This is a genomic window from Tatumella ptyseos, from assembly GCF_030552895.1.
Taxonomy (GTDB): Bacteria; Pseudomonadota; Gammaproteobacteria; order Enterobacterales; family Enterobacteriaceae; genus Rosenbergiella; species Rosenbergiella ptyseos_A.
This window is the reverse complement of record NZ_CP130649.1, coordinates 508,746-531,978: the sequence shown is the minus strand read 5'-3', so window position 1 is coordinate 531,978 and position 23,233 is coordinate 508,746. Positions and strand designations below refer to the sequence as shown.

Here is a 23,233-nt window from a genome sequence, read left to right as displayed (position 1 = left end):
CTTTCTCGCTTGTGTTTAATTATTGGGGAAAGTACCACGAGTAATTTTTACGCCAACATTGCGAGCTTGAGCGACCGCTCCTGGTTTATTGACAGTAATACGTACGCCCGGTGTAGCGAACTCTCGCATTAATAGCTCAGCAACCTCTTCCGCTACCCGCTCCACTAAGGCGAAACGTTGGTTTTGAATGTGAGCTAATACGCTCTGCGCAACCTCGGCATAACTTAAGCAGTCTTTCACATCATCACTTTTTGCTGCAAGACGATTGTCCCAAGCAAGCTCAATGTCCAATACCAGCTTTTGCGTGATCTGCTGTTCCCACTCGTATGCACCAATAGTGGTGAATACGGTTAACTGCTCAATAAAAACAATATCCATTTCTCAACTCTCTTTGTTTAATGATGCCTCGGTGATACCACTTGGCGCTATTTATGCGTATTATCGTAGCTATCGCTAACGACTGTACACCTTTTAGGTGGGATTATTATGACAGCTACCGCCGTAGGAATGATTATACTTGCCTACCTTTGTGGATCGATATCAAGTGCTATCGTCGTCTGTAAAATCGCTCGTCTGCCTGACCCTCGCTTTAACGGTTCAGGCAACCCTGGGGCGACCAACGTATTACGTATCGGTGGCCGTACTGCCGCATTGAGCGTACTGTTGTTTGATATTATCAAAGGGATGCTGCCTGTCTGGTTAGCCTACCATCTACAGCTTTCTTCGCTGGTCCTAGGCTTCGTAGCAATTGCGGCATGCTTAGGTCATATCTATCCAGTTTTTTTTAAGTTTCAAGGTGGAAAAGGTGTTGCGACGGCATTAGGTGCTATTGCCCCAATTGGATTGGACCTTAGCCTGCTCTTAATTGGCACATGGTTATTAACCGTATTGCTGAGTGGTTATGCTTCACTTGCGGCAATCCTCAGTGCGCTGGTGGCTCCATTTTATGTATGGTGGTTTAAGCCACAATTCACTTTCCCGGTTGCGATGCTTTCCTGTCTTATTTTGTTACGCCACCACGAAAATATTCAGCGGCTTTGGCGTGGCGATGAAAAAAAATTACTCAAACGTCGCTGGTTCCGTTCAAATAAAAAATAACCCGGTAAACCGGGTCATTTTCGTTAAATTGGGGTGAGTTCTGATAAGGGCCATCGTGGCCGTACAGTGATTCGGGTATCTGTTGTGCAGCCTGCCTTGAGTCGCACCATTCCGGCATAGGCAATCATTGCACCGTTATCGGTACAAAACGCTGGCCGCGCATAAAATACCTCGCCTCCACGCCCACTCATCATCGTAGATAATTTTTCGCGTAGGTTTTGGTTTGCGCTGACGCCCCCAGCAATAACTAAGTTTTTAAAACCGGTCTGCTGCAGTGCACGTTTACATTTAATTAATAGCGTATCGACGACGGCATCTTCGAAAGCTCGCGCGATATCAGCGTGAGTTTGCTCATCACTGTCATTAGAACGTATGGTGTTGGCTGCAAAGGTTTTCAGCCCTGAGAAACTAAAATCCAGTCCTGGACGATCCGTCATCGGCCGGGGGAAAGTAAAGCGTCCCACGGTTCCCGTCGCCGCCATTTTCGCAAGTCGTGGTCCGCCCGGATAATCTAAACCTAATAATTTAGCGGTCTTATCGAACGCTTCACCTGCTGCATCATCGATAGATTCACCTAATAATTGATATTCACCTATCGCTGTAACACTGATCAGCTGAGTATGGCCCCCCGAGACGAGCAGCGCGACAAAAGGGAATGAAGGGGGAACATCTTCAAGCATCGGTGCGAGTAAATGGCCTTCCATATGATGAACCGCGACGGCAGGAACATTCCACGCAAAAGCAAGCGAACGCCCTACGGTGGCGCCTACCATGAGTGCCCCTACTAATCCGGGCCCTGCAGTATAGGCGACCGCATCAATGTCTTTACTCTCCAAGTTAGCTTCTTGCAATGCCGCATCGATCAGTGGTAATAATTTACGAACGTGGTCGCGGGAAGCCAATTCTGGAACCACACCACCATAATCGGCGTGGAGATCTACTTGGCTATAAAGTTGATTCGCGAGTAGTCCCGCTGCTTCATCATAAATGGCAACGCCAGTCTCATCGCAAGATGTTTCTATACCTAATACACGCATGATTTTCCCCTCACTCATTGCCCGCAGTGTAACACAGCACGCCGTTATGCGAAGAATGCTGAGCAATGCAATTAAATAATTATCGACCTTACCAAGGGGTTTAGGCTATAATTTGCGCCTTCTTAAAACCGGCATCCACTGCACAGGCATTGTTCCGTTGGTTTGAAATTGTTCATGGTGCTTTACTTTACAGGTCATGCTGAAGTAAAATGCTGCACCATTTTGAAATATGCTGGCGAGACAGCCAGTCGAAATCGAATTTATCGAGGTGAGAGTTACATGCCGGTAATTAAAGTACGTGAAAACGAGCCATTTGACGTAGCATTACGTCGCTTCAAGCGTTCATGCGAAAAAGCAGGCGTTCTGGCTGAAGTACGTCGTCGTGAGTTTTATGAAAAACCTACGACTGAGCGTAAGCGCGCTAAAGCGTCTGCTGTTAAGCGTCACGCCAAAAAATTGGCTCGCGAAAACGCACGCCGCACTCGTCTGTACTAAGTAGTTTCGGAGAAGTTATCTTCTCCATTGCGTAATTTACGCAGATCGAGTCTAGTATCAGGCCGTGCTTTCCGAAAGGAAGCGCGGCTTATTGTCGTTTGTAAGCATAAAAAACAGGTGTCATGGCTGGTAGAATACCAAGTAGTTTTATCAATGACTTGTTAGCGCGAACCGACATTGTCGACATCGTCGATGCGCGAGTACGCCTCAAGAAACAAGGTAAAAATTTTCACGCTTGCTGCCCCTTTCATAACGAAAAAACACCTTCTTTTACTGTCAACAGCGATAAGCAGTTTTACCATTGCTTCGGCTGTGGTGCACACGGTAACGCTATCGATTTCTTGATGAACTTTGATCGCCTCGATTTTGTTGAAACGATCGAAGAATTAGCCACGCTACATGGCTTAGAGGTTCCTCACGAAACCGGGCAATCCGCGACGCCAATGGAGCGTCATAAACGACAAAGCCTTTATCAATTACTGGATGGATTAAGCCAATTTTATCAACAGGCATTGGCACAATCGACCTCCAGTTCGGCGACAGCCTACCTCGAAAAGCGGGGCCTCAGCGCGGCAGTTACCACGCAATTTGCGATCGGTTATGCTCCCGCTGGATGGGATAATGCGCTAAAGCGATTTGGAAAAAATAATGACGACCGCCAGTCGTTAGTCGAAGCCGGTATGTTGGTCACTAAAGATAATGGCCAGCATTACGACCGTTTTCGCGATCGCATTATGTTTCCTATCCGGGATAAACGTGGTCGAGTTATTGGCTTTGGCGGGCGCGTTCTGAATGATGAAGTTCCCAAATATTTAAATTCGCCTGAGACCTCTATTTTCCATAAAAGCCGTCAGCTTTATGGCCTGTATGAAGTCAGTCAGGCTCATAGTGCTCCTGCTCATATCCTCGTGGTTGAAGGGTATATGGATGTTGTTGCCTTAGCGCAATATGGTGTTGATTACGCTGTAGCGTCGCTCGGGACCTCAACGACCAGTGAACATATTCAATTGCTCTATCGCAATACCGAAAATATTGTCTGCTGCTACGATGGCGACCGTGCTGGGCGAGAAGCAGCATGGCGAGCACTCGAAACGGCCCTGCCTTATCTTAGTGATGGGCGCCAGTTAAAATTTATGTTTCTGCCCGATGGTGAAGACCCCGATACGCTGATCCGTAAAGAGGGTAAAGCCGCTTTCGAACAACGGGTGAGCCGTGCAACAAGCTTGTCTGATTTCTTATTCGACACCTTGTTACCACAGGTTGATCTCAGTAGTCGTGAAGGAAGAGCTCGTTTAAGCCATCTTGCAATACCGTTAATAAACCAAGTGCCCGGTGGGACATTACGCATTTACCTCCGGCAAGTATTAGGGCATAAACTCGGTATTTTAGACGACCAACAGTTAGAGAAACTGTTGCCGCAACAGGGGGTGAGTCAAGGTCCAACACCTGCTCCAGCACTGAAACGCACCACTATGCGTGTGTTAATAGCCTTACTTCTTCAGCGTCCAAGCTTAGTTAGTGCGGTTCCCGTATTGGATGCGTTAAAAGAGGTTAATTTACCTGGATTACCGCTGTTTGTTGAACTCGTGACCTTTTGTACTGCACACCCTGGGGTGACTACCGGACAAGTGTTAGAGCATTATCGCGATAACGAATTGCGTCAAACCCTTGAAACCTTGGCGACTTGGCACCATATGATAGTGGATGAAGAGGTTGAAGCCGTGTTTATCGACTCTCTTGCTAGTATTTATAATATTGCTCTCGAACAGCGCTTAGAATCGCTGATTGCTCGCGAGCGTACCGCGGGCTTGAGCAAAGCAGAGCGACAAGAGTTACAAGCACTTGTCACCGCGTTAGCGAAAAAATAGCCAGAATCTTGGCAAAGATTGCGTCATCACTCTGACATAATTGCCTGAGTGGCACTATAATGACAGTTACAGAATTGCGAAAGTACCTATATCCTGCGGCTTAAGTGCCGATTATTGAGGGCTGATGCCCGTTGCTGCGCAAAGGCTGCAGCCCCTTAAACGCCTTTACAGTTTAATTGGTTCTGCCAATTACCTCTTTATACTAACAGAAGTGTGGATACCGTCTTATGGAGCAAAACCCGCAGTCACAGCTTAAGCTACTTGTCACCCGTGGTAAGGAGCAAGGCTATCTGACCTATGCTGAGGTCAATGACCATCTGCCGGAAGATATTGTCGACTCCGATCAGATTGAAGACATCATTCAGATGATCAACGACATGGGTATTCAGGTTGTTGAAGAAGCACCTGATGCCGATGACTTGATGCTGAATGAGAACAGTACAGATACTGACGAAGATGCTGCAGAAGCAGCTGCTCAGGTACTGTCGAGTGTCGAATCGGAAATTGGCCGTACCACTGACCCCGTGCGTATGTATATGCGTGAAATGGGGACCGTTGAACTGTTAACCCGTGAAGGTGAAATCGATATCGCGAAGCGTATCGAAGATGGGATTAACCAAGTACAATGTTCGGTTGCTGAATATCCAGAAGCAATTACTTACTTACTGGAACAATACGACCGAGTGGAAGCTGAAGAAGCAAGACTCTCCGATATTATTACTGGATTTGTTGATCCTAACGCTGAAGAAGACATCGCCCCTACCGCGACTCACGTCGGTTCAGAACTGTCTGAAGAAGACCGCGATGATGACGAAGACGAAGATGAGGACGGCGATGACGATAATAGTGAAGACGATAACTCCATCGACCCAGAACTCGCACGCGAGAAATTTACGGAGCTGCGTACTCAATACGAGACGACGCGCGATGTGATTAAAGCGAAAGGCCGCAGCCATAAAGACGCGGTACAGGAGATTAATAATCTTTCTGAAGTCTTTAAACAGTTCCGTTTAGTGCCTAAACAGTTCGATTATCTTGTCAACAATATGCGTCAAATGATGGACCGCGTTCGTTTACAAGAACGTACCATCATGAAGATCTGTGTTGAACTCAGCAAAATGCCGAAAAAGAATTTCATTACCTTATTTACGGGTAACGAAACTAGCCCAACATGGTTTGAAGCCGCACTGGCAATGAAAAAACCTTGGGGCGAAACGCTAAAACAAAACGAAGAAGAGATTCAACGTTTTGTACAGAAGCTGGTACAGATTGAAGCTGAGACTGGCCTGACTATCGAGCAAGTTAAAGATATCAACCGTCGTATGTCGATCGGTGAAGCGAAAGCGCGCCGTGCGAAGAAAGAGATGGTCGAAGCAAACTTACGTCTTGTTATCTCTATTGCGAAAAAGTACACCAACCGTGGATTACAATTCTTGGATCTGATTCAGGAAGGTAATATCGGTCTGATGAAGGCAGTCGATAAGTTTGAATACCGTCGCGGCTATAAGTTCTCAACCTATGCAACATGGTGGATTCGCCAAGCAATCACACGTTCGATTGCTGACCAAGCTCGTACCATCCGTATCCCGGTACACATGATTGAGACCATCAACAAGCTGAACCGTATTTCACGTCAGATGTTGCAAGAGATGGGACGCGAACCTTCTCCTGAAGAGTTAGCCGAGCGCATGCTAATGCCTGAAGATAAAATTCGTAAGGTATTAAAAATTGCAAAAGAGCCAATCTCTATGGAAACGCCAATTGGTGATGATGAAGACTCGCACTTAGGCGATTTCATTGAAGATACTACGTTAGAGTTACCGCTCGACTCGGCAACGTCAGAAAGCTTACGCTCAGCAACTCACGATGTTCTGGCTGGTCTGACCGCCCGTGAAGCTAAAGTTCTGCGTATGCGCTTCGGTATCGACATGAATACCGACCATACCCTTGAAGAAGTCGGTAAGCAGTTTGATGTTACGCGTGAACGTATTCGTCAGATTGAGGCCAAAGCGTTGCGTAAACTCCGTCATCCGAGCCGCTCAGAAGTATTGCGCAGCTTCCTTGATGAGTAAGCCAACCTAGCCTAATGAGCCCTTCCTCGTGAAGGGCTTTTTTTTGCCTAGCCTAAGGCTGGCGTCATCACCGAGACTTCGATGGCTGTTGGCGTAAAGGCAGTAACCTGCCCGGCCCTAACCATGATTTGAGTGACATCTACCCGTTGCAGGCCCCACTGGGTTAACACATTTTCGTCCAGCTGCTGCTCACTGATATCCAACCGTACAAACTTACCTGTTAATTGGCTCAAGACCGCTTGTAAAAACACTGTCAGTAAACTGCTATCTTGAAGGTAACAAGGTCCAAGGGATAATCCTCGGCCAAAGCGATGACATCCCATTAGACCCACAATGTCATTCTGGGCGTCACTTAAGACAAATATACGCTGCTTATGGAATAAATAGTCATACAGCTGCGGCCGATTCATGCCTGTTGCCCTGTAGGCTAACTGCTCGACCTGCGAGCGATCTTCACTCGTCGCTAATCTTATCTCGAAACCTTGGGGAGTATTCGGTGGTGAGATCAATGCAAGTTGGGGAGTCTGAAACTGTGACAGCGTACCACGAGCCGTAAAGCCCAATTTCTCATAAAGTCTCGCTCCCTGTAGCGTCGCATGCAGTCGGAGTTGTTGGTCAGGAAAATCGGCCATAAGCGCCTGCATTAACTGCTTACCAATCCCCTTTCCCTGCCAAGCATTATCCACCACAACTACCCCTACAGAGGCATGATGCTCTCCCCAGTGCCAAGCCATCACTGTTCCGATAACCTGACCTTCGTGCTCCATGGCATAGCCTTCGCCCAGGGTTAGCAATAATTGCCAATCCACTAAGCGATGAGGCCACCCACATTGTTGCGTGAGACGAAAACCTTTTTCAGCGTCACTGTAAGTTAATCTGCGAATCAGCATGGAGAATAACCTTACTTATTAATGAAGACAGCACTGCTTAAATTTTTTCCCACTACCGCAGGGACATGGCTCGTTACGGCCAACCTTAGTCTCAACGATTTTAGGTTGTGGGGCATTTTGCTGCGCCTGAAACGACCAGTACTGATACAGATCCAGTATCGCGGCAGGAAGCGCCTCAATATGTTCTTCAAACTGTTCTGCCGTCAGGGCGTTGACTTCTTCTGCTTGAGCTTCGGAACCATGTAAGGCAATTAATTGGTACGCCGGTGCTAATTGATCAGATACAGGTTGCAGCTGTGCTAGACCGATACCGCGCATATAGCCATAACACCAATCACCAATCACCGTAAAGCTTTGGCCTTCTAGCTCTTGCTCACTAAAAAGCGGTTCGAATTGGTCGGGAAAATCTACCAGACGTTCTTCGATATCTGCCATGTGTTGGAAGGTAAGATCCATGAAACGATCACGTTCGCGAGTCGTTTTCCATTGTGGAATATGCTTTTCACCGCCCCATAAGGCAACCATCCAAAATTCAGGTTCAATTGCCACAGGAGCAGAAAGAATCGCGGTAAGGTAGCCATCTAGTTCGGAGACATCAATCACTGAATGCTCACTTGCATACTGCTCTAGCGTGTCATCAAGCCATTGCAATTCGTTTTCGGTCAGTGGGCCTTGTTTCATTTTCTCTTCTCCGCAAAAACAACAGGCGCAAGGAGCGCCTGAAAGTTCTATCATAACAGCGAAGCGATAAGTCCGCTAAACTTAGCTCACTTATTCCACGTGGGTAACGGGTAATGCTTTGGCCTTGAAAGGTGCCAAGCCCGCTTTAGGTAGTACGATATTCAGCACTATCGCGACAAGCCCACCACTCGTTACTGCACCATGCAGTAGACTTTGTAAAAAAGTCGGCAAACCACGAATAATATCGGGTTGCGCCTCAATACCCAGTCCTACCCCGAATGCGATAGCAATGATCAACATACTGCGATTATCCAAGGCTTCACGGGTCATAATTCGAATACCGGCAGCAATCACGTTCCCGAACATCACCAAGGTAGCCCCTCCCAATACTGGTTTAGGGAGCTGCTGTAAGAAATGGCTAAACATTGGGAAGAAACTCAGTAGTAATAATAGCCCGCCAATCCAATATCCAGCGTAACGACTCGCCACTTGGGTCATTTGGATCACCCCGTTATTCTGCGCAAAGGTCGTATTGGGAAAAGAGTTAAAGGTCGCCGCAATTAAGCAACTCACCCCATCACCAATAATTCCGCCCTTAATACGCTGGGTAAACTCAGGTCCCTCGAGGGGTTGCTGGGAGATCATGCAGTTAGCGGTTAAATCGCCAACAGCTTCAATAATGGCAATTAAGGCCACCAGCGCAATGGGTACAAACATGCTCCAGCTAAAAGCAAACCCAAAACGGAAAGGAATAGGTAATGTTATCGCCGGGCCATTTAACGCCAGTTGAGGATGAAAGCTTCCTTGCCAAGCCGCAACCACCGTACCGAGCACGATACCGCTAACAATCGAGGAGAGACGTAACCAAGGAGATTTGCAGCAATTGAGGGCAATGATAACCGCTAAGGTTATTCCCCCTAGGATTAAGTGGGAAGGTGCGCCGAAATCTGCTGCAGTCGCCCCGCCGCCCCAGTCGGTAATGCTCACTTTTACTAGACTAATACCAATTAAGACAATAACGATACCCGTCACCAGTGGGGTCAGGATTTTAGCAAAAAGGTGGATAAAACGGCTGACAATAATCGGAATTAATGCTGCAACAAGGCTGGAACCGAAGATCATCGCCAAGATATCTTCAGGTAAAGCCCCTTGCTGTTTCATCGCCAAGCCTCCGGAGATGATCACTCCTAAAAAAGCAAAGCTGGTGCCCTGTAAACAAATCATGCCCGCACCGACTTTCATAAAGCGTCCTGCTTGCACCATGGTGCCTAGGCCTGAAGCAAATAACGACATGCTAATAAGATAAGGTAAATAGCTGTTCAGCCCTAGGGTTGAGCCGATAATTAAAGGCGGTGTGATCACCCCCACGATACTGGCTAAAATATGTTGAATTGCGGTAAACAGCCCCGCCGTTAAGGGCATTTTCTCATTTAAGCCGTAGAGAAGTTGGTGTTGGCGAGTAGGCTGTTCCATGGTCTTGGCTCCAAAAGTTGCAATGAAATTTTTTTTGCAATTTCCAGGCCAAATCCTCGCCATCTAAGCTATTAAAAAATAATCATTTGAAATATAAGCATTAATTATGAAACTAAAATACCAAAGACAACGATAATTTCTCTTACAAGTTAGGAAGCGTTGCACGATGATTAGGCATTATGCCTTCCCCTGCACCAAAGCATGGCAACTCACTTCGATAGTGCAGCCGCATTAATCTCCAGAAATAAAGACTTATACCATTGCAACAGGCGCTCACGCTGCGCCGGGGTTTGTTCGTAGAGACGACGAAAGGCGACCCCCTCAACAATGATTGCAATCAGTTCAGAGCTATCGGCTAACGCCTCTTCACTGACGTGCGGCAAATGTCGACGGATCATCCGGATCGCTTCGGTTTTCATTTTCTGATCGGCCCGTTGTAAAATAGCCAACAACCGCGGATTACGCAGCGACTCCGCATTAATTTCCATTAACAGCGCGTCATCTAACCGTCGACTATCTGTAGGCGGTAACGCATTGGCCAACAGCACTGCTTTTTGTTCCAAATCGTGATTCTGCTCTAAAAATTGCGCCACCCTTTCACTCACAATCTGGTTTACCACCGCCTCAACAATTTCTTCTTTGTTTAGAAAAATACGGTAAATTTGCCCAACACTAAGTGTCGAGTCTTTTGCGATTACCGCTAAGGTTGTGCCATGTAACCCATTTTGTTGAAAGCTTTTGCGAGCAATATCAATTAACGCATCCTTGCGCAGTTGTTGGCGAGCTGATAACGCTCTAGTTTCCGTCATGGTAAAGAATTTCCTTAGTAGCTAAGCCACCTAGCGCCATCCGCCTCCTAACACTTTATATAAAGTCACTTGCTGAGTCAGGGAGGCTGAAAGCACGGTTAAATAGGACTGTTTCGCCGAGTATAAAGAACGCTGGGCCGTCAGTACATCAAGATATCCGTCAAGGCCTTCTTGATAACGTCGCTGTGCAAGACTGTAATAGCGTTGATTGGTGGCGACATCCGCTGCACGTATCCCCACTTCTTGCTGATAGGTCTCTTTGCCCACCAATGCATCGGAGACCTCTTGGAAAGCAACCTGAATAGCTTTTTCGTAAGCCGCAATATCACTGCGTGCCGTCACCTTCGCGAGATCGAGTGTAGCCTTATTCTTGCCACCTTCAAAAAGAGGAAGCGAGAGCGTTGGAACAAAAGTCCAGCCCCCGGTCCCCGCACCCAATAAGGATGAGAGGCTACTCGATAAACTACCACCGGACGCCGTGAGAGAGATCGACGGAAAGAACGCTGCACGGGCCACACCGATATTTGCATTGGCCGCTTTCAAGGTATGTTCAGCAGCCAGAATATCGGGACGGCGCGTTAACACACTGGAAGGTAATTCACTACTGAGCGCAGGGAAAACTTGCATCGATGCTAAGCTTGCTTGCGAGGCAATCTGATGAGGTAAGGTGGTGCCTAACAACAGTTGTAATGCATAAGCCGCCTGTCGGCGATCGCGATCGTATTGCACAATATCTGCTTGGGCACTCTCTAGTGCAGTGCGAGATTGTAAAAGATCTTGCTCGGTGACAACCCCTGCAGCCAGCCTTTCTTGGACTATCTTATAGGAGTATTGTTGGCTAGTGACCGTATCGATCGCCACTTGGTGTAAATCATTATCCGCTGCCAAGGTAATATAAGCGCTAACGACTTGAGCCACCAATGAGAGTTGCGTCGCTTGTTGCGTCGCTTGATAATTCAAATATTCTTCCAGTGCCTGTTCACGCAGATTACGTAATTTACCAAAAAAATCGAGCTCCCAGCTTGCCGAAGCTGTCGCTTCATATTGTTGGTAAGTAACTGGTCCACTACTTTGCGTAGAATAAAGATTAGCCGGTAAATGTTCCGCTGTCTTAGTCAACGTGCCAGTTACCGACGGTAACAGGTCCGCTTGTGTAATGCCTAATTGCGCCCGTGCCCCTTCAACGTTTAATGCAGCCACTCGTAAATCACGGTTATTCTCTAAAGCTAAGCGAATTAACTGTTGTAGCTTAGGATCAGTGAAGAATTGAGACCATGCCAACGATGAAGCTTTTGCTCCTTGGGTCGAGGGTTCTTGCCACTGCGGCGTAATGGGGGCTGTAGGCCGTTGATAGTGGGGCGCTAAATTACACCCACCGACCAGTAACAGACTCACCATGCTTAAACGGTATAGCGAGTTACGATTATTCATGAGGGTGTTCCTTCGTTGCACTGAGGGTACGAGTGATTTTTTGGGTAAGGGAGACAACGAGCACATAAAATAGCGGTACCATAAAAATGGCGAGGAAAGTGGCCGATAGCATCCCACCAATGACCGCGGTCCCGATAGAGTGTTGACTTCCTGCACCCGCTCCATTAGATATCGTTAAGGGCAATACGCCCAGAATAAAGGCCATTGAGGTCATAATAATAGGTCGAATACGTAAACGAGCAGCCTCCACGGCAGCCTCTACTACGCCCCGCCCTTGTTCATTAAGCTCTTTTGCAAATTCGATAATCAAGATGGCGTTCTTCGCTGCTAGCCCCACTGTAGTTAATAGTCCTACTTGGAAGAACACATCATTCGCAATATCCCTGAGCATCACAGCCGTCACGGTACCGATGATACCGAGCGGGACCACAAGTAGTACGGCAAAAGGTACGGACCAACTCTCATAGAGTGCCGCTAAACAGAGAAAGACGATTAGTACTGATAAGCCGTAGAGTAGTGGTGTCTGACTGCCTGAGGCTTGTTCCTCATAGGAGAGGCCGTGCCAAGCGATGGTATAACCTTTAGGAAGCTTCGCCGCAATCTCCTCCACCGCTTTTACGGCATCACTGCTGCTGTAGCCATCTGCAGGTGAGCCTTGAATATTGACCGCCGAAACGCCGTTGAATCGTTCATAACGTGGTGAACCCATCGTCCAGTAGCCGCCGCCAAATGCAGAAAAGGGCACCATCTCATCGCTACTATTACGGACATACCACTTATTGAGGTCCTCTGGAGTAATACGGGCTGTCGCTCGGCCTTGGAGATAGACATTTTTTACCCGACCATTGTATAAGAACTGATTAACATAGCTGCTACCCCAAGCAGCTGACAGCGTACTGTTGATATCACTTTCCGAAAGACCGTCGGCTTGCGCTTTTTCTTCATCAATAGAAAGTTGATATTGGGCTTCATCATCCATACCGTTATGTCTGACCATTGATAAACGGGGATCCTTATTCGCCATTGTCAGAAACTGCTGCATCGCCTGCATCAATGCGGCATGACCTTGGTTCCCCTGATCCTCAAGGTACATATCAAACCCGCTACTATTGCCTAACTCCATCACCGCTGGCGGAACCATCACGATAATCTTAGCCAAACCATTTTGCGCAAAATGCGCCATGGCACGCGCCGCAATGGCTGGAACTTTTTGTTGAGCGCTGGGTCGGTCTTGCCATAGTTTTAATTTAACGAACGCAATGGCGCCATTTTGCCCACGCCCAGCAAAACTAAAGCCATTCGCGGCAAAGACAGAATCAACATTGCCTTTTTCTTGGGTTAAAAAGTAATCATTAATCTGCTTAATCACAGCTTGCGTGCGTTCGGCTGAGGCATTTTGCGGCAAGGTCGCTTGGACCATTAAAACGGCTTGGTCTTCCTCAGGTAGAAAAGTGGACGGCAGAGAGATAAATAGATACACAGTCCCCGCAACCAGGCCCAGATAGAGACAGATAAATAACGAACGGCGCTTGATGACCCCTCCCACACTGCGGGTGTAAGCCTCTGTGCTTCGTTCAAAAGAACGGTTAAATATCCCAGCAATCCCACGCTGCTTTTTTTGCGGGTCAACCGGCTTCAATAAGGTGGCGCATAATGCGGGGGTAAAAATCAGCGCCGTTAATACCGACAGTACCATGGCTGAAACGATAGTAATCGAAAATTGGCGATAGATTATTCCAGTAGAGCCACCAAAGAAGGCCATCGGTAACAGTACGGCACTGAGCACCAATGCAATACCAAATAGCGCTCCTTGCACTTCCTGCATCGATTTTAGCGTGGCTGCTTGTGGTGAGAGGCCTTCCTCCTCCATCACCCTTTCTACGTTTTCAACCACTACAATGGCATCGTCCACGAGCAAACCAATGGCCAGAACCATTCCGAACATCGACAAGGTGTTAATAGAATAGCCAAATAGGTACAGCACGCAAAACGTACCCATCAATACGACAGGAACGACCAATGTAGTGATCATTGTGGCACGGAGATTTTGTAAGAAAACTAACATGACAAAGAAAACCAATATGATTGCTTCGACAAGGGTTTTCACTACTTCATGAATCGACGCACTTACGACAGGGGAAGTATCATAGGGAAGGACTAGCTCCACACCTGGAGGAAGCGAGCCTTTGAGCTGATCGACGGTTGCCCTAACTCGCGTTACGGTATCCAGTAGGTTGGCACCAGTCGCTAAACGTAATGCCATCCCGACAGAAGGTTTGCCGTTATAAGTAGAGGAGATACTATAATCCTCGGGTCCTAAATCGACGTTGGCGACATCCTTAAGACGTATCTGCGAGCCGTCACTATTCACTTTTAATAAAATATTACGAAATTGTTCAGCCGAGTTGAGGCGGGTTTTCCCTATCACGGTAGCACTGTATTGCGTCCCTGGCGCCGTTGGTAATCCACCGACTTTACCGGAGGAGACTTGGGTATTTTGGCTTTCGATGGCAGTAGAAAGGTCACTCGGCATTAAACCATATTTAAACAGTTTACTAGGATCCATCCATACGCGCATCGCGTACTCAGATCCCATCACCATAAAGTCGCCGACCCCTTTGGTTCGTGCAATAGGATCTTCTAATTTAGAGACCAATAAATCGCCTAAGTCAGCATCCGATAATTTGCCATCTTTCGATACTAAACCAATCACCATCATAAAGTTCGATTGGTATTTCGCGACAGTTACACCTTGTTCAGTCACCTCTTCGGGTAACGATGTTTCAGCAACGGATACCTTATTCTGCACCTGAACTTGAGCAATATCTGGATCAGTCCCTTGTTCGAAGGTCGCAATAATGGTCGCGCTTCCGTCACTATTACTGTTTGACTCAAGATAGCGAAGATTATCGATGCCCGTCAGTTGCTGCTCGATGACCTGTACCGCGGTATTTTGTACGGTTTCCGCACTCGCCCCAGGATAAGTAATACTGATCGAAATGGCGGGTGGAGCAATAGATGGATATTGATTCACTGACAGTCCGCGAATCGCGAGCACACCGGCCACGACCATCAGGATGGCGATGACCCATGCGAAAACGGGTCTATAAATAAAAAAACGAGACATAAGCTAAAGTGTCCTTCACTGAGCGGCTTTATCAGTCGTGGAAAGGGTAAGAGAGGACGTCGCCGCCGCGGACTGAGTAGATTGTGGATTAACCCTGTTTCCTTGCGAGAGATCTTGCATATGATTCGTTGCAACCCTCTCACCTGCTTGTAGCCCTGCGGTGACTTGCCATTGGCCTTGTTGCATCTGCCCTAAAGTAACTTCTCGTTGCTCCACTTTGTTCTCTTTAGTGACTAAATAGACATAGGGTAAGTTGCGGCTATCGCGTAACACTGCACGCTGTGGAATAAGGATCCCCCGCTGTGTAACACCTTGAGTGACTTTAGCGCGCACAAACATCCCTGGAAGCAAGATGGCATCTGGATTAGGAAAAGTGGCTCGTAGTGTAATACTCCCCGTCCCTTCCTCGACTTGTACTTCTGAAAAGTCCAAACGACCTGTCAGTGGATACTGGCTTCCGTCTTCTAGTGTGAGCTTAACCCCAGCGGCGTTATCGCCTACTTTTTCGAGTTGCCCACTGGCAAAGGCCCGGCGAAGCATCAACATATCGCTAGCCGATTCTGTGATATCGACATACATAGGATTTAGCTGGGTAATGGTGGCCAACGCCGTGGTTTGGTCCGAGGTGACTAGCGCCCCCTGTGTGATAGATGAACGCCCTATACGACCTGAAATACTGGCCCGCACTTGGGTATAGCCCAAGTTGACTTTAGCGGTATCTCTGTCCGCTTTAGCTTGTAAATAGGTGGATTGCGCGGTTTGCAGATCTTGCTGACTCACAGCTTGATCAGCCGCTAAGCGTTGGTAGCGTCGATAGATGCGTTGACTATCAATGTATTCGGCATTCGCTTTTTCAAACGCAGCCTGATAAGTCGCTGGATCGATAAGATAGAGCGGCTGACCTGCGGTAACTTCGGTACCCTCTTTAAATAGCCGCTTAATAACGACCCCTCCAACTTGTGGACGTACCTCCGCCTGTTGCACGGATGCAAGGCGTCCGGGTAGGTCCGCATTGATAGTGATTGGTTGGGTGGTAAGCGTGAGCACTTCAACGCTGAGAGGTGAAGTCGTCTGGGAATTCTGTGAGGAATTATCACAGCCAGTAAGAAAAAGTGTGATGCAAAGTAGTGAGTACCTGAGTGTCATAATGGCCAGCCCTAAAATTGAGAATACTTATTCTCATTTCAAGATGGCAATTTCTCAAGTCAACTCAGCGCGATTTTCGATAACATTACACTTTGATAATGAAACATAAAAAAACCCGGCATTCGCCGGGTTTTTTCTCTGAAAATTACTTCTTCAGATTTTCGTCGGTACGTAAACGCTCGACGTCTGCGTGTTGTTGACGAACAGTATCTTTGATCTCTTCATCGTGGTTAGTGTTGACTTTTTTCACCACAACTTCTTCTACAACGTGAGCGGTTTTATTAACGACTGGCTTCTCAGCCAACTCGTCGACCACGACGCTTTTCTCGCTCCAATCGATGTTTTGACCTGTCACCGGACGGTTGACTGAGTTACGTACCACTTCAGCGTGTTGCTCACGTAGGTTAACCTTCTGAGAAACATCTTCGGTTGTCACGTAGCGACGGATGCGGGTAGTGCCCTCTTTAACTAAACGCTTACCAACTTCAAGCTCTTCTTTCGCCAGTTGCAGGATTTCGTCTTTCGTTTCGTTACCCGTCAGGTGTGGACGAGTATCACGTGGCGTTGGCGCAACTGGGGCCGCAGCAGTTTCTGTACCGCGTGCTTTCGCTGGTACGTCTACCAGTTGATGGCGATTCAAAATCGCTAGCGCTTTAGCGTGCTCATCTTCGCCATGTGCAACGACAGTTAACACGGCACCATTTTTGTGAAGAGCTTCGCTGTACAGCTCTGCGTGTTCTTCTTCAACATCGTTTCCAAACAGGCGCTTCCAGATACTCGTATCTTTGAAAACGGTGCTGTCACTATCAAGGTCACGACCATGGATCACACTGATATCGCTTTCTTTGAAGTCAGCTTTAATGAGATTACGTTCAGCCGCTTGTGCATGTTCAACTGTATCAAATAATGTGACGATTTTTTCGCTAGACATATTTTTTACCTCATTTATCGGTGGATATTCTTTTATGTGAAACAATCTGATATTTCAGCGTTTCTTCGGATTTAAATTCATTTACACTCTCATGACTCTCTATTCTAATCTCCTCCTTAAGATATATTTTCTTTACGATCTCTATGTGTTCTTCAAAGATTGGGATGATTTTCACCCCATTCTCTTCACGTACCTGTGGAATATCAGAAATATATTTCCCGATAGGAATATGTTTTATTTCTGCTTGTCGACTTATTAACTTCTCGTCAATATCGACTTTCTTGGTTTGCGTTTTTCTCTCAACATGAAATTGACTTTGCACTACTTGTTTTTTATCAATTTCAATTCTTTCTTCCACCAGAGGAATAATGAGTTCCTCTGGTTGTTCATTGGGAGTGTTATTTATTTCTGGTGGCTTATCAGAACTCATCACACTTATTCCCCGATAACTTATTGAGCCGCTTTCACTTGAATCGCTACTCGACGATTTTGATCTCGACCTTGGGCAGTGTCATTATTTGCCACAGCATGGTCTGCACCTTGGCCGTCAATAGTAATTTTAGAACCGTCTACGCCGTGCTGAGTCAACCAGTCTTTGATGGCGTTAGCTCGTTGTCCCGACAAAGGTTGGTTAATGGCTTCAGTACCAGTGCTGTCAGTAAAGCCACGCACAACAATGCTGTGGTCAGGGTGTTGGCTGATTAAAGTAGCCACCTGATTCAAAGACTGTTCGTCAGTAACCGTAGGGGTAGCATTGCCCGTAGCAAAGCTGACTTGGTTCAAATCAATCCACTGGCTGTCGTCGTTCCCTTCACCTGCATAATATTGCTGCAGTGCAGTTAACGCACTATCGTTATCAGTTGTTGGCGCTGCAGGTGGCGTTGACTGATCAGTTGCCGCAGGTTGCTGTGCCGGTTGTGACATCGCTGACGGAGAGGATGAAGGTGCTGGGGCAGCATCATTATTATTTCGTTGAGTACTAAACCAAATCGCGAGAATAATAATGATAATGGCGAGAAGTAACCACCAAATTCCTTTGCCTTTCTTCTGCTTAATAATTTGTTGATCAATTACTGGATCCACAAGTTTCTTGTCAGTTCTTTTATCCATAAATCACCTCAATTAAATAAACTCGTCGCGTAACGTTAATGAAAAGTTTCGTATTCCGTAAACTTAACTTTAATCCTAGAACAAGCTTGAATTATATCAAGAAACAAAAATTTCACTTTTCACGCAATAACACTCATAACTCTATGAAATTAAAAATAGGTTTCACCAAAAACAATTTTTTTAAAAAAGTTAAGTTAAGAATTATCTGTAGCAACAACACATTAGAATAATTAATTAAAAGTCTAGTAAAAAGAGAGAGTTAATCTTCATTAGTGCCTCACCTGAAGACCTGCTATAGTCGGCGCCTTTTAGCGTTCTCATTGAGGAGTACAGATGCCCCATTCCAAAAAGGCCTCGTCACCATCCAGTGCCTGGGGAGCCATGATCATTTGCGGTACCGTCGCCGGTGCAGGCATGTTTACCCTTCCTGTTGTGATGGCTGGCGCGTGGTATAGTTGGTCAGTCCTCATGTTAGTGATCAGTTGGTTCTGCATGCTGTTATCGGGACTACTGTTTATGAAAGTCAGTCTCCATTTTCCCCTCGGCGCCGGCTACGATACGCTCACCCAAGCGCTCACGCCTAAATGGTGGGGACGCCTCAATGGATTGAGCATCACATTTGTATTGGGTATCCTAACTTATGCCTATATTTCAGCCAGCGGTCCTGTTTACCAACAATCGTTGAACTCCTTAGGTATTGGACTTAATAGCGCTGAAGCGAAGGGATTGCTGACTGCAGTGGTGGGGCTCGTTGTGTGGCTAGGGACTAAAGGGGTCAGTCGGCTGATTACCCTCTGTTTAGTTGCGAAACTCCTGCTCTTTTTTATGTTATTTGGGGGGTTAATTCATCACATTGACCTATCCCAGCTCCTAACACCGCAAGAAAATGTACAGCAGCCAACGACTTATTGGCCATTCTTGTTAGCAGTGGTCCCTTTCTGTCTGGCCTCTTTCGGCTTTCACGGCAATATCACCGGGCTAATTACCTATTACCAAGGTAATGAGCGTAAAGTGAAACGGGCATTAATTGGCGGAACCTTATTTGCGTTAATTATTTATCTCTTCTGGCTAACCTGCACTATGGGCAATATCCCGCGTCAGGCCTTTCCAGAGATTAGTCGCCAAGGGGGCGATATCCATGCGTTGATTCAAGCAATGCACGACCGGATTTCTCAAAAATCGCTTGGATTGCTGCTAGATATTTTTTCTCACTTCGCCGTAATCTGCTCTTTCTTAGGGGTGACTGTCGGGTTATTTGATTTTGTTGCCGATAAGCTTGGTTTTGATAATAGTCGTAGTGGGCGCGCCAAAACCGCCCTTATCACTTTCTGTCCCCCCTTAATTGCTTCGATCTTATTTCCTCAAGGATTTTTATTGGCGATTGGTTATGCGGGATTATTAGCCACGTTCTGGGCACTCTTCACGCCAGCACTGCTTGCTTGGAACGCTCATTCTCGTTTCGCACAGGGTAATTGCCGTCCTATTAGTCAGAAGATCGCCATATTGTTAGTGGTGGCATTTGGTCTGGTAAATATCGTCGCTTGGGTGGGGAGCCAACTCGATCTTATTCCTCTCTTTTAGGGATAAGTGCCCCCCCTCAAGCAGAGTTGTAGACCCGCACTATACTTAGTCAAAAAGTGTATTGAGGGTCTATCATGTCTGAACGGTCAGTGGCATCACTCATTATTGAACAGCTTGAAAAAGCTGGTGTACAACACTGTTATGGCGTAGTGGGTGATACGCTCAATTATATTACCGACGAAATGAGTCGTAGCAGTATAAAGTGGCTCCATGTTCGCCATGAAGAAGTTGCTGGCTTTGCTGCGGGGGCTGAAGCCCTTATGACGGATAGACTGACCGCCTGTGCGGGATCCTGCGGCCCAGGCGGATTACACTTCATTAATGGTCTATTTGAAAGCCACCGTAATCGCGCTCCTGTTATTCTGCTTGCCAGCCAGATCAGCAGTGAATTACTGGGTAATGACTTCCCCCAAGAAGTCGATTTTCTTTCTGTTTATCAAAGCTGCTCAGTATTCTGTGAACAAATCTTGACCCCAGACCAAGCTCCAGCAGTGATCCGTCGAGCTTGCCAAGCTGCGCTCAACCAACGTGGTGTGGCCGTGGTCGTAGTCCCTGTTGACATCAGTAAAGCCAAGACCCATGCGGTGACTCAAACAATTTGGCAGCCACAGCCCCAACTGATTCCCAATCTTCACGAACTGCAGACCATCGCCGCGTTACTTAATAAAGGTAAGCGTATCGCCTTCTATGCTGGCGCCGGCTGTGAGGGGGCGCACGATGATCTCGTCGCCTTAGCGGAGAAGTTAAAGGCGCCGGTCGTCAACACGTCTCGTGGTAAAGATTTTATCGAATACGATAATCCTTACTCTGTTGGCATGACAGGTATCTTTGGCTGTGAGGCCGGATTTGAGGCAATTAAGCAGTGTGATGTCTTATTGCTCCTGGGTGCAGACTTTGCTTGGTCACAGTTTTATCCCGATCACGCCACGATCATCCAAATAGACCAAGACGCTACCCATTTGGGCCGTCGCCATCCCATCACCTTCGGTGCAGTAGGCCGCGTTAGCGATACCCTCACTGCGCTACTGCCTCTGATTAACAGCCATGATGATGACACCTTCTTTCAGCAGATTGCCAAAGTACGCGAGAAGTCAGTTAAGCGTCGCCATAAAGAAGAACAGCGCGCCACTGGGCACCCTATTCACCCACAATATCTGGTGAGCTTACTCAATCAACACGCAGCCAAAGATGCCCTTTTTACCGCCGATGGAGGGTCAGCAATGGTATGGCTATTAAGGCATATCGACAGCTTAGGGTCTCGTCGAACTCTCGCCAGTTTGCTGCACGGCACCATGGCCAATGCCATGCCACAAGCAATTGGTTTACAAGTTGCCTATCCTGAACGACAAGTGATAGCCCTCTGCGGGGATGGCGGATTAAGTATGCTATTGGGCGACCTATTTACGTTGGTTCAGGAAGCTTTACCGGTGAAACTGGTTGTGATTAATAACGGCTCGTTGAATTTTGTTGAATTGGAACAAAAAGTCGAAGGTTTACTCGACCACTACACCAAGCTGAAAAACGACAATTTTGCCAAAGTGGCCGGCGCCATCGGTCTTTATAGCCAAAAAGTGGTTGAAGCTGAAACTTTAGAAGAGTCTATCGCGCGTTTTCTGGCCCACCCCGGCCCCGCTCTTTTGGACGTTCATACCCACCCTAATGAACTGGTGATGCCACCCGAAATCTCATTAACGCAAGTCGCCGACACCGCGTTATACGCCACTAAAGCTCTCTTCCATGGTCGGTTGGCCGATGTCGCCAGCTTCGTGGGTAGCGAAATAAGTCAGAAGCTCGGTAAGTAGATAGCACGCAAGAAATTGTTTACTCCCCAAAGCAACGCTTTGGGGAGAGTAGTCTATGCTTATAACTTTGATTTATTCGGGGTCTTAATTGCGTAAGGAAAGCCTATGCTGAAAATTAAACGAAAAAAAGTAAAACCTATCGGCCTGAGCGATGTAACCATTATTGACGACAGTCGACTCAAAAAAGCAATTACTGCCGCCGCATTAGGGAACGCCATGGAATGGTTTGACTTTGGTGTCTATGGCTATGTCGCCACGGTATTGGGTAAAGTGTTCTTCCCTCATGCATCACCAGGTATTCAAATCATCGCTGCACTCGCCACCTTCTCCGTTCCTTTTATCATTCGTCCGATTGGCGGAATGTTCTTTGGCAGATTGGGTGATAAATATGGTCGGCAACAGATTCTTGCGATGACCATCATATTAATGACGCTTAGTACCTTTTGTATTGGCCTTATCCCCTCTTACAACACCATCGGTATTTGGGCACCCATTTTGCTATTAATTGCCAAGATGGTACAAGGATTCTCAGTTGGCGGTGAATATACCGGAGCTTCAATCTTTGTTGCAGAATATTCTCCCGACCGAAAACGCGGGTTTATGGGGAGTTGGCTCGATTTCGGCTCCTTAGTTGGCTTTATATGTGGGGCAGGTGTCGTGGTCCTCTTAAACGCCATCTTGGGCCAAGAGACGTTTAATGACTGGGGATGGCGTATCCCGTTCTTCTTGGCGCTACCACTGGGCTTTATTGGTCTGTATCTTCGCCACGCTTTAGAAGAGACTCCTGCATTCCAAAAACATGTTGAATCACTGGAAGAAGGATCTAAGCAGGGATTAAGCGAGGGGCCTTCTGTTCCATTTAAAGAGGTTGCCCGTAAACACTGGCGTAATCTGATCTCCTGTATTGGTATCGTCATTACTACCAATGTGGCGTATTACATGCTATTGACCTACGTCCCTAGCTACCTAAGCCACGACTTACACTACTCGGAAAATAGCGGTGTATTTATCATCGTTGTGATCATGGTCGCCATGCTTTTTGTGCAACCCATCATGGGACTGCTGAGTGATAAGTTTGGACGTCGTCCTTTTATCATTATCGGTAGTGTTGCAATGGTATTATTCTCGATTCCTTCCTTTATGCTGATCACACAGCACAGTTTAGTGGCACTATTTTTTGGTCTCTTAATCCAAGCCATTATTCTTAACTGTCTGATTGGTGTGATGGCTTCGACACTCCCCGCTATGTTTCCGACCGAGGTTCGTTATAGCGCCCTGGCCAGTACCTACAATATCTCGATTCTGATCGCAGGTATTACCCCTACCCTCACCGCGTGGTTAGTCGAAACGACCGGTAACCTTTATATGCCAGGTTGGTATTTAGTGGTGGTCGGTATTATCGGTGCGATTACAGGTATTACCATGCGTGAGACGGCTAACAAGCCGCTTTATGGTGGAACGCCTGCGGCCTCCTCTTTGGAAGAAGCAAAAGAGCTGCTGCAAGAACACCACGATGGTATCGAGCAGCGAATCGAAGATATTGACCACGAAATAGAAGAGTTGAAACAAAAACGACGTAATTTGGTCGATCAGCATCCAAAGATTAATCACTAGTCCTACTAGACGGCTACTCAAAGGTAGCCGTTTTAGTTCATATCTCAATCAATCCTTAATAAGAGAAG

19 protein-coding genes are annotated in these 23,233 nt (G+C 47.0%); 7 read left to right on the top strand and 12 right to left on the bottom strand.

The window, feature by feature from the left end; all coding sequences use genetic code 11:
- Nucleotides 1-15 precede the first annotated feature (15 nt).
- Nucleotides 16-378: a bifunctional dihydroneopterin aldolase/7,8-dihydroneopterin epimerase gene (gene folB / locus QJR74_RS02615; protein ID WP_304373060.1), complete on the bottom strand. Its 363-nt coding sequence runs from the start codon at nucleotides 376-378 to the stop codon at nucleotides 16-18.
- Between the two features lie 108 nt (nucleotides 379-486).
- Here folB and plsY point away from each other — a divergent pair, with 108 nt between their 5' ends.
- The gene (gene plsY, locus QJR74_RS02610) at nucleotides 487-1,098 is read left to right on the top strand and encodes a glycerol-3-phosphate 1-O-acyltransferase PlsY (protein WP_304373059.1); all 612 of its coding nucleotides are present in this window, start codon (nucleotides 487-489) and stop codon (nucleotides 1,096-1,098) included.
- A gap of 23 nt (nucleotides 1,099-1,121) precedes the next feature.
- Here plsY and tsaD read toward each other — a convergent pair whose 3' ends face one another.
- Complete coding sequence (gene tsaD / locus QJR74_RS02605; protein WP_304373058.1) at nucleotides 1,122-2,135, bottom strand: tRNA (adenosine(37)-N6)-threonylcarbamoyltransferase complex transferase subunit TsaD; 1,014 nt, start codon at nucleotides 2,133-2,135, stop codon at nucleotides 1,122-1,124.
- A gap of 279 nt (nucleotides 2,136-2,414) precedes the next feature.
- Between tsaD and rpsU the strand changes: the two genes are divergently transcribed.
- The 3 genes from rpsU (at nucleotide 2,415) to rpoD (ending at nucleotide 6,570) form a co-directional block, all read left to right on the top strand.
- Nucleotides 2,415-2,630 carry a 30S ribosomal protein S21 gene (gene rpsU / locus QJR74_RS02600; protein WP_001144069.1) on the top strand — a complete coding sequence of 72 codons (216 nt, stop codon included), beginning with the start codon at nucleotides 2,415-2,417 and terminating at the stop codon, nucleotides 2,628-2,630.
- Between the two features lie 122 nt (nucleotides 2,631-2,752).
- Nucleotides 2,753-4,498 (top strand): DNA primase, encoded by a 1,746-nt coding sequence (gene dnaG / locus QJR74_RS02595; protein ID WP_304373057.1) that lies wholly within the window; start codon nucleotides 2,753-2,755, stop codon nucleotides 4,496-4,498.
- Between the two features lie 227 nt (nucleotides 4,499-4,725).
- Complete coding sequence (rpoD, locus tag QJR74_RS02590; RefSeq protein ID WP_304373056.1) at nucleotides 4,726-6,570, top strand: RNA polymerase sigma factor RpoD; 1,845 nt, start codon at nucleotides 4,726-4,728, stop codon at nucleotides 6,568-6,570.
- 47 nt (nucleotides 6,571-6,617) lie between these two features.
- On the opposite strand, the gene QJR74_RS02585 is transcribed toward rpoD, so the two are convergent.
- The 10 genes from QJR74_RS02585 to QJR74_RS02540 all read right to left on the bottom strand — a co-directional run bounded on the left by QJR74_RS02585 (nucleotide 6,618) and on the right by QJR74_RS02540 (nucleotide 18,168).
- Complete coding sequence (locus QJR74_RS02585) at nucleotides 6,618-7,460, bottom strand: GNAT family N-acetyltransferase (protein ID WP_304373055.1); 843 nt, start codon at nucleotides 7,458-7,460, stop codon at nucleotides 6,618-6,620.
- Between the two features lie 18 nt (nucleotides 7,461-7,478).
- Complete coding sequence (locus QJR74_RS02580) at nucleotides 7,479-8,141, bottom strand: YecA/YgfB family protein (protein WP_304373054.1); 663 nt, start codon at nucleotides 8,139-8,141, stop codon at nucleotides 7,479-7,481.
- A gap of 90 nt (nucleotides 8,142-8,231) precedes the next feature.
- A complete protein-coding gene (locus tag QJR74_RS02575; protein ID WP_441007626.1) occupies nucleotides 8,232-9,614 on the bottom strand; it encodes a uracil-xanthine permease family protein in 1,383 nt (460 codons plus the stop codon).
- A 209-nt stretch (nucleotides 9,615-9,823) separates the two neighbouring features.
- A complete protein-coding gene (locus QJR74_RS02570) occupies nucleotides 9,824-10,423 on the bottom strand; it encodes a TetR/AcrR family transcriptional regulator (RefSeq protein WP_304373053.1) in 600 nt (199 codons plus the stop codon).
- A gap of 30 nt (nucleotides 10,424-10,453) precedes the next feature.
- Nucleotides 10,454-11,854 carry an efflux transporter outer membrane subunit gene (locus QJR74_RS02565; RefSeq protein WP_304373052.1) on the bottom strand — a complete coding sequence of 467 codons (1,401 nt, stop codon included), beginning with the start codon at nucleotides 11,852-11,854 and terminating at the stop codon, nucleotides 10,454-10,456.
- On the bottom strand, nucleotides 11,847-14,981 hold the full coding sequence (locus tag QJR74_RS02560; protein ID WP_304373051.1) for an efflux RND transporter permease subunit: 3,135 nt from the start codon (nucleotides 14,979-14,981) through the stop codon (nucleotides 11,847-11,849). Before QJR74_RS02560 ends, QJR74_RS02565 begins: the two co-directional genes overlap by 8 nt.
- Nucleotides 14,982-14,996: 15 nt before the next feature.
- Nucleotides 14,997-16,127 (bottom strand): efflux RND transporter periplasmic adaptor subunit, encoded by a 1,131-nt coding sequence (locus QJR74_RS02555; protein ID WP_304373050.1) that lies wholly within the window; start codon nucleotides 16,125-16,127, stop codon nucleotides 14,997-14,999.
- 145 nt (nucleotides 16,128-16,272) lie between these two features.
- Nucleotides 16,273-17,058, bottom strand: coding sequence for a YsnF/AvaK domain-containing protein (locus QJR74_RS02550; RefSeq protein ID WP_304373049.1), 786 nt, complete (start codon nucleotides 17,056-17,058; stop codon nucleotides 16,273-16,275).
- Between the two features lie 10 nt (nucleotides 17,059-17,068).
- Nucleotides 17,069-17,488 (bottom strand): DUF2382 domain-containing protein, encoded by a 420-nt coding sequence (locus QJR74_RS02545; protein ID WP_304373946.1) that lies wholly within the window; start codon nucleotides 17,486-17,488, stop codon nucleotides 17,069-17,071.
- Nucleotides 17,489-17,508: 20 nt separating this feature from the next.
- On the bottom strand, nucleotides 17,509-18,168 hold the full coding sequence (locus QJR74_RS02540) for an OmpA family protein (protein WP_304373048.1): 660 nt from the start codon (nucleotides 18,166-18,168) through the stop codon (nucleotides 17,509-17,511).
- Nucleotides 18,169-18,501: 333 nt separating this feature from the next.
- Between QJR74_RS02540 and QJR74_RS02535 the strand changes: the two genes are divergently transcribed.
- The 3 genes from QJR74_RS02535 to proP all read left to right on the top strand — a co-directional run bounded on the left by QJR74_RS02535 (nucleotide 18,502) and on the right by proP (nucleotide 23,165).
- Nucleotides 18,502-19,749 carry an aromatic amino acid transporter gene (locus QJR74_RS02535; protein ID WP_304373047.1) on the top strand — a complete coding sequence of 416 codons (1,248 nt, stop codon included), beginning with the start codon at nucleotides 18,502-18,504 and terminating at the stop codon, nucleotides 19,747-19,749.
- Between the two features lie 74 nt (nucleotides 19,750-19,823).
- Nucleotides 19,824-21,551, top strand: a complete 1,728-nt coding sequence (locus QJR74_RS02530; RefSeq protein ID WP_304373046.1) for a thiamine pyrophosphate-dependent enzyme — start codon at nucleotides 19,824-19,826, stop codon at nucleotides 21,549-21,551.
- A 108-nt stretch (nucleotides 21,552-21,659) separates the two neighbouring features.
- Nucleotides 21,660-23,165, top strand: a complete 1,506-nt coding sequence (gene proP, locus QJR74_RS02525) for a glycine betaine/L-proline transporter ProP (RefSeq protein ID WP_304373945.1) — start codon at nucleotides 21,660-21,662, stop codon at nucleotides 23,163-23,165.
- Nucleotides 23,166-23,233 lie beyond the last annotated feature (68 nt).

What these genes read in the sequence shown, in the direction of transcription:
- QJR74_RS02585 (WP_304373055.1), bottom strand. Translation starts at nt 7,460, where the DNA reads ATGCTGATTCGCAGATTAACTTACAGTGACGCTGAAAAAGGTTTTCGT.
- folB (WP_304373060.1), bottom strand. Translation starts at nt 378, where the DNA reads ATGGATATTGTTTTTATTGAGCAGTTAACCGTATTCACCACTATTGGT.
- QJR74_RS02545 (WP_304373946.1), bottom strand. Translation starts at nt 17,488, where the DNA reads ATGAGTTCTGATAAGCCACCAGAAATAAATAACACTCCCAATGAACAA.
- dnaG (WP_304373057.1), top strand. Translation starts at nt 2,753, where the DNA reads ATGGCTGGTAGAATACCAAGTAGTTTTATCAATGACTTGTTAGCGCGA.
- QJR74_RS02560 (WP_304373051.1), bottom strand. Translation starts at nt 14,981, where the DNA reads ATGTCTCGTTTTTTTATTTATAGACCCGTTTTCGCATGGGTCATCGCC.
- QJR74_RS02530 (WP_304373046.1), top strand. Translation starts at nt 19,824, where the DNA reads ATGTCTGAACGGTCAGTGGCATCACTCATTATTGAACAGCTTGAAAAA.
- QJR74_RS02550 (WP_304373049.1), bottom strand. Translation starts at nt 17,058, where the DNA reads ATGTCTAGCGAAAAAATCGTCACATTATTTGATACAGTTGAACATGCA.
- QJR74_RS02540 (WP_304373048.1), bottom strand. Translation starts at nt 18,168, where the DNA reads ATGGATAAAAGAACTGACAAGAAACTTGTGGATCCAGTAATTGATCAA.
- QJR74_RS02570 (WP_304373053.1), bottom strand. Translation starts at nt 10,423, where the DNA reads ATGACGGAAACTAGAGCGTTATCAGCTCGCCAACAACTGCGCAAGGAT.
- QJR74_RS02575 (WP_441007626.1), bottom strand. Translation starts at nt 9,614, where the DNA reads ATGGAACAGCCTACTCGCCAACACCAACTTCTCTACGGCTTAAATGAG.
- QJR74_RS02580 (WP_304373054.1), bottom strand. Translation starts at nt 8,141, where the DNA reads ATGAAACAAGGCCCACTGACCGAAAACGAATTGCAATGGCTTGATGAC.
- QJR74_RS02555 (WP_304373050.1), bottom strand. Translation starts at nt 16,127, where the DNA reads ATGACACTCAGGTACTCACTACTTTGCATCACACTTTTTCTTACTGGC.
- rpsU (WP_001144069.1), top strand. Translation starts at nt 2,415, where the DNA reads ATGCCGGTAATTAAAGTACGTGAAAACGAGCCATTTGACGTAGCATTA.
- tsaD (WP_304373058.1), bottom strand. Translation starts at nt 2,135, where the DNA reads ATGCGTGTATTAGGTATAGAAACATCTTGCGATGAGACTGGCGTTGCC.
- rpoD (WP_304373056.1), top strand. Translation starts at nt 4,726, where the DNA reads ATGGAGCAAAACCCGCAGTCACAGCTTAAGCTACTTGTCACCCGTGGT.
- QJR74_RS02535 (WP_304373047.1), top strand. Translation starts at nt 18,502, where the DNA reads ATGCCCCATTCCAAAAAGGCCTCGTCACCATCCAGTGCCTGGGGAGCC.
- QJR74_RS02565 (WP_304373052.1), bottom strand. Translation starts at nt 11,854, where the DNA reads ATGAATAATCGTAACTCGCTATACCGTTTAAGCATGGTGAGTCTGTTA.
- plsY (WP_304373059.1), top strand. Translation starts at nt 487, where the DNA reads ATGACAGCTACCGCCGTAGGAATGATTATACTTGCCTACCTTTGTGGA.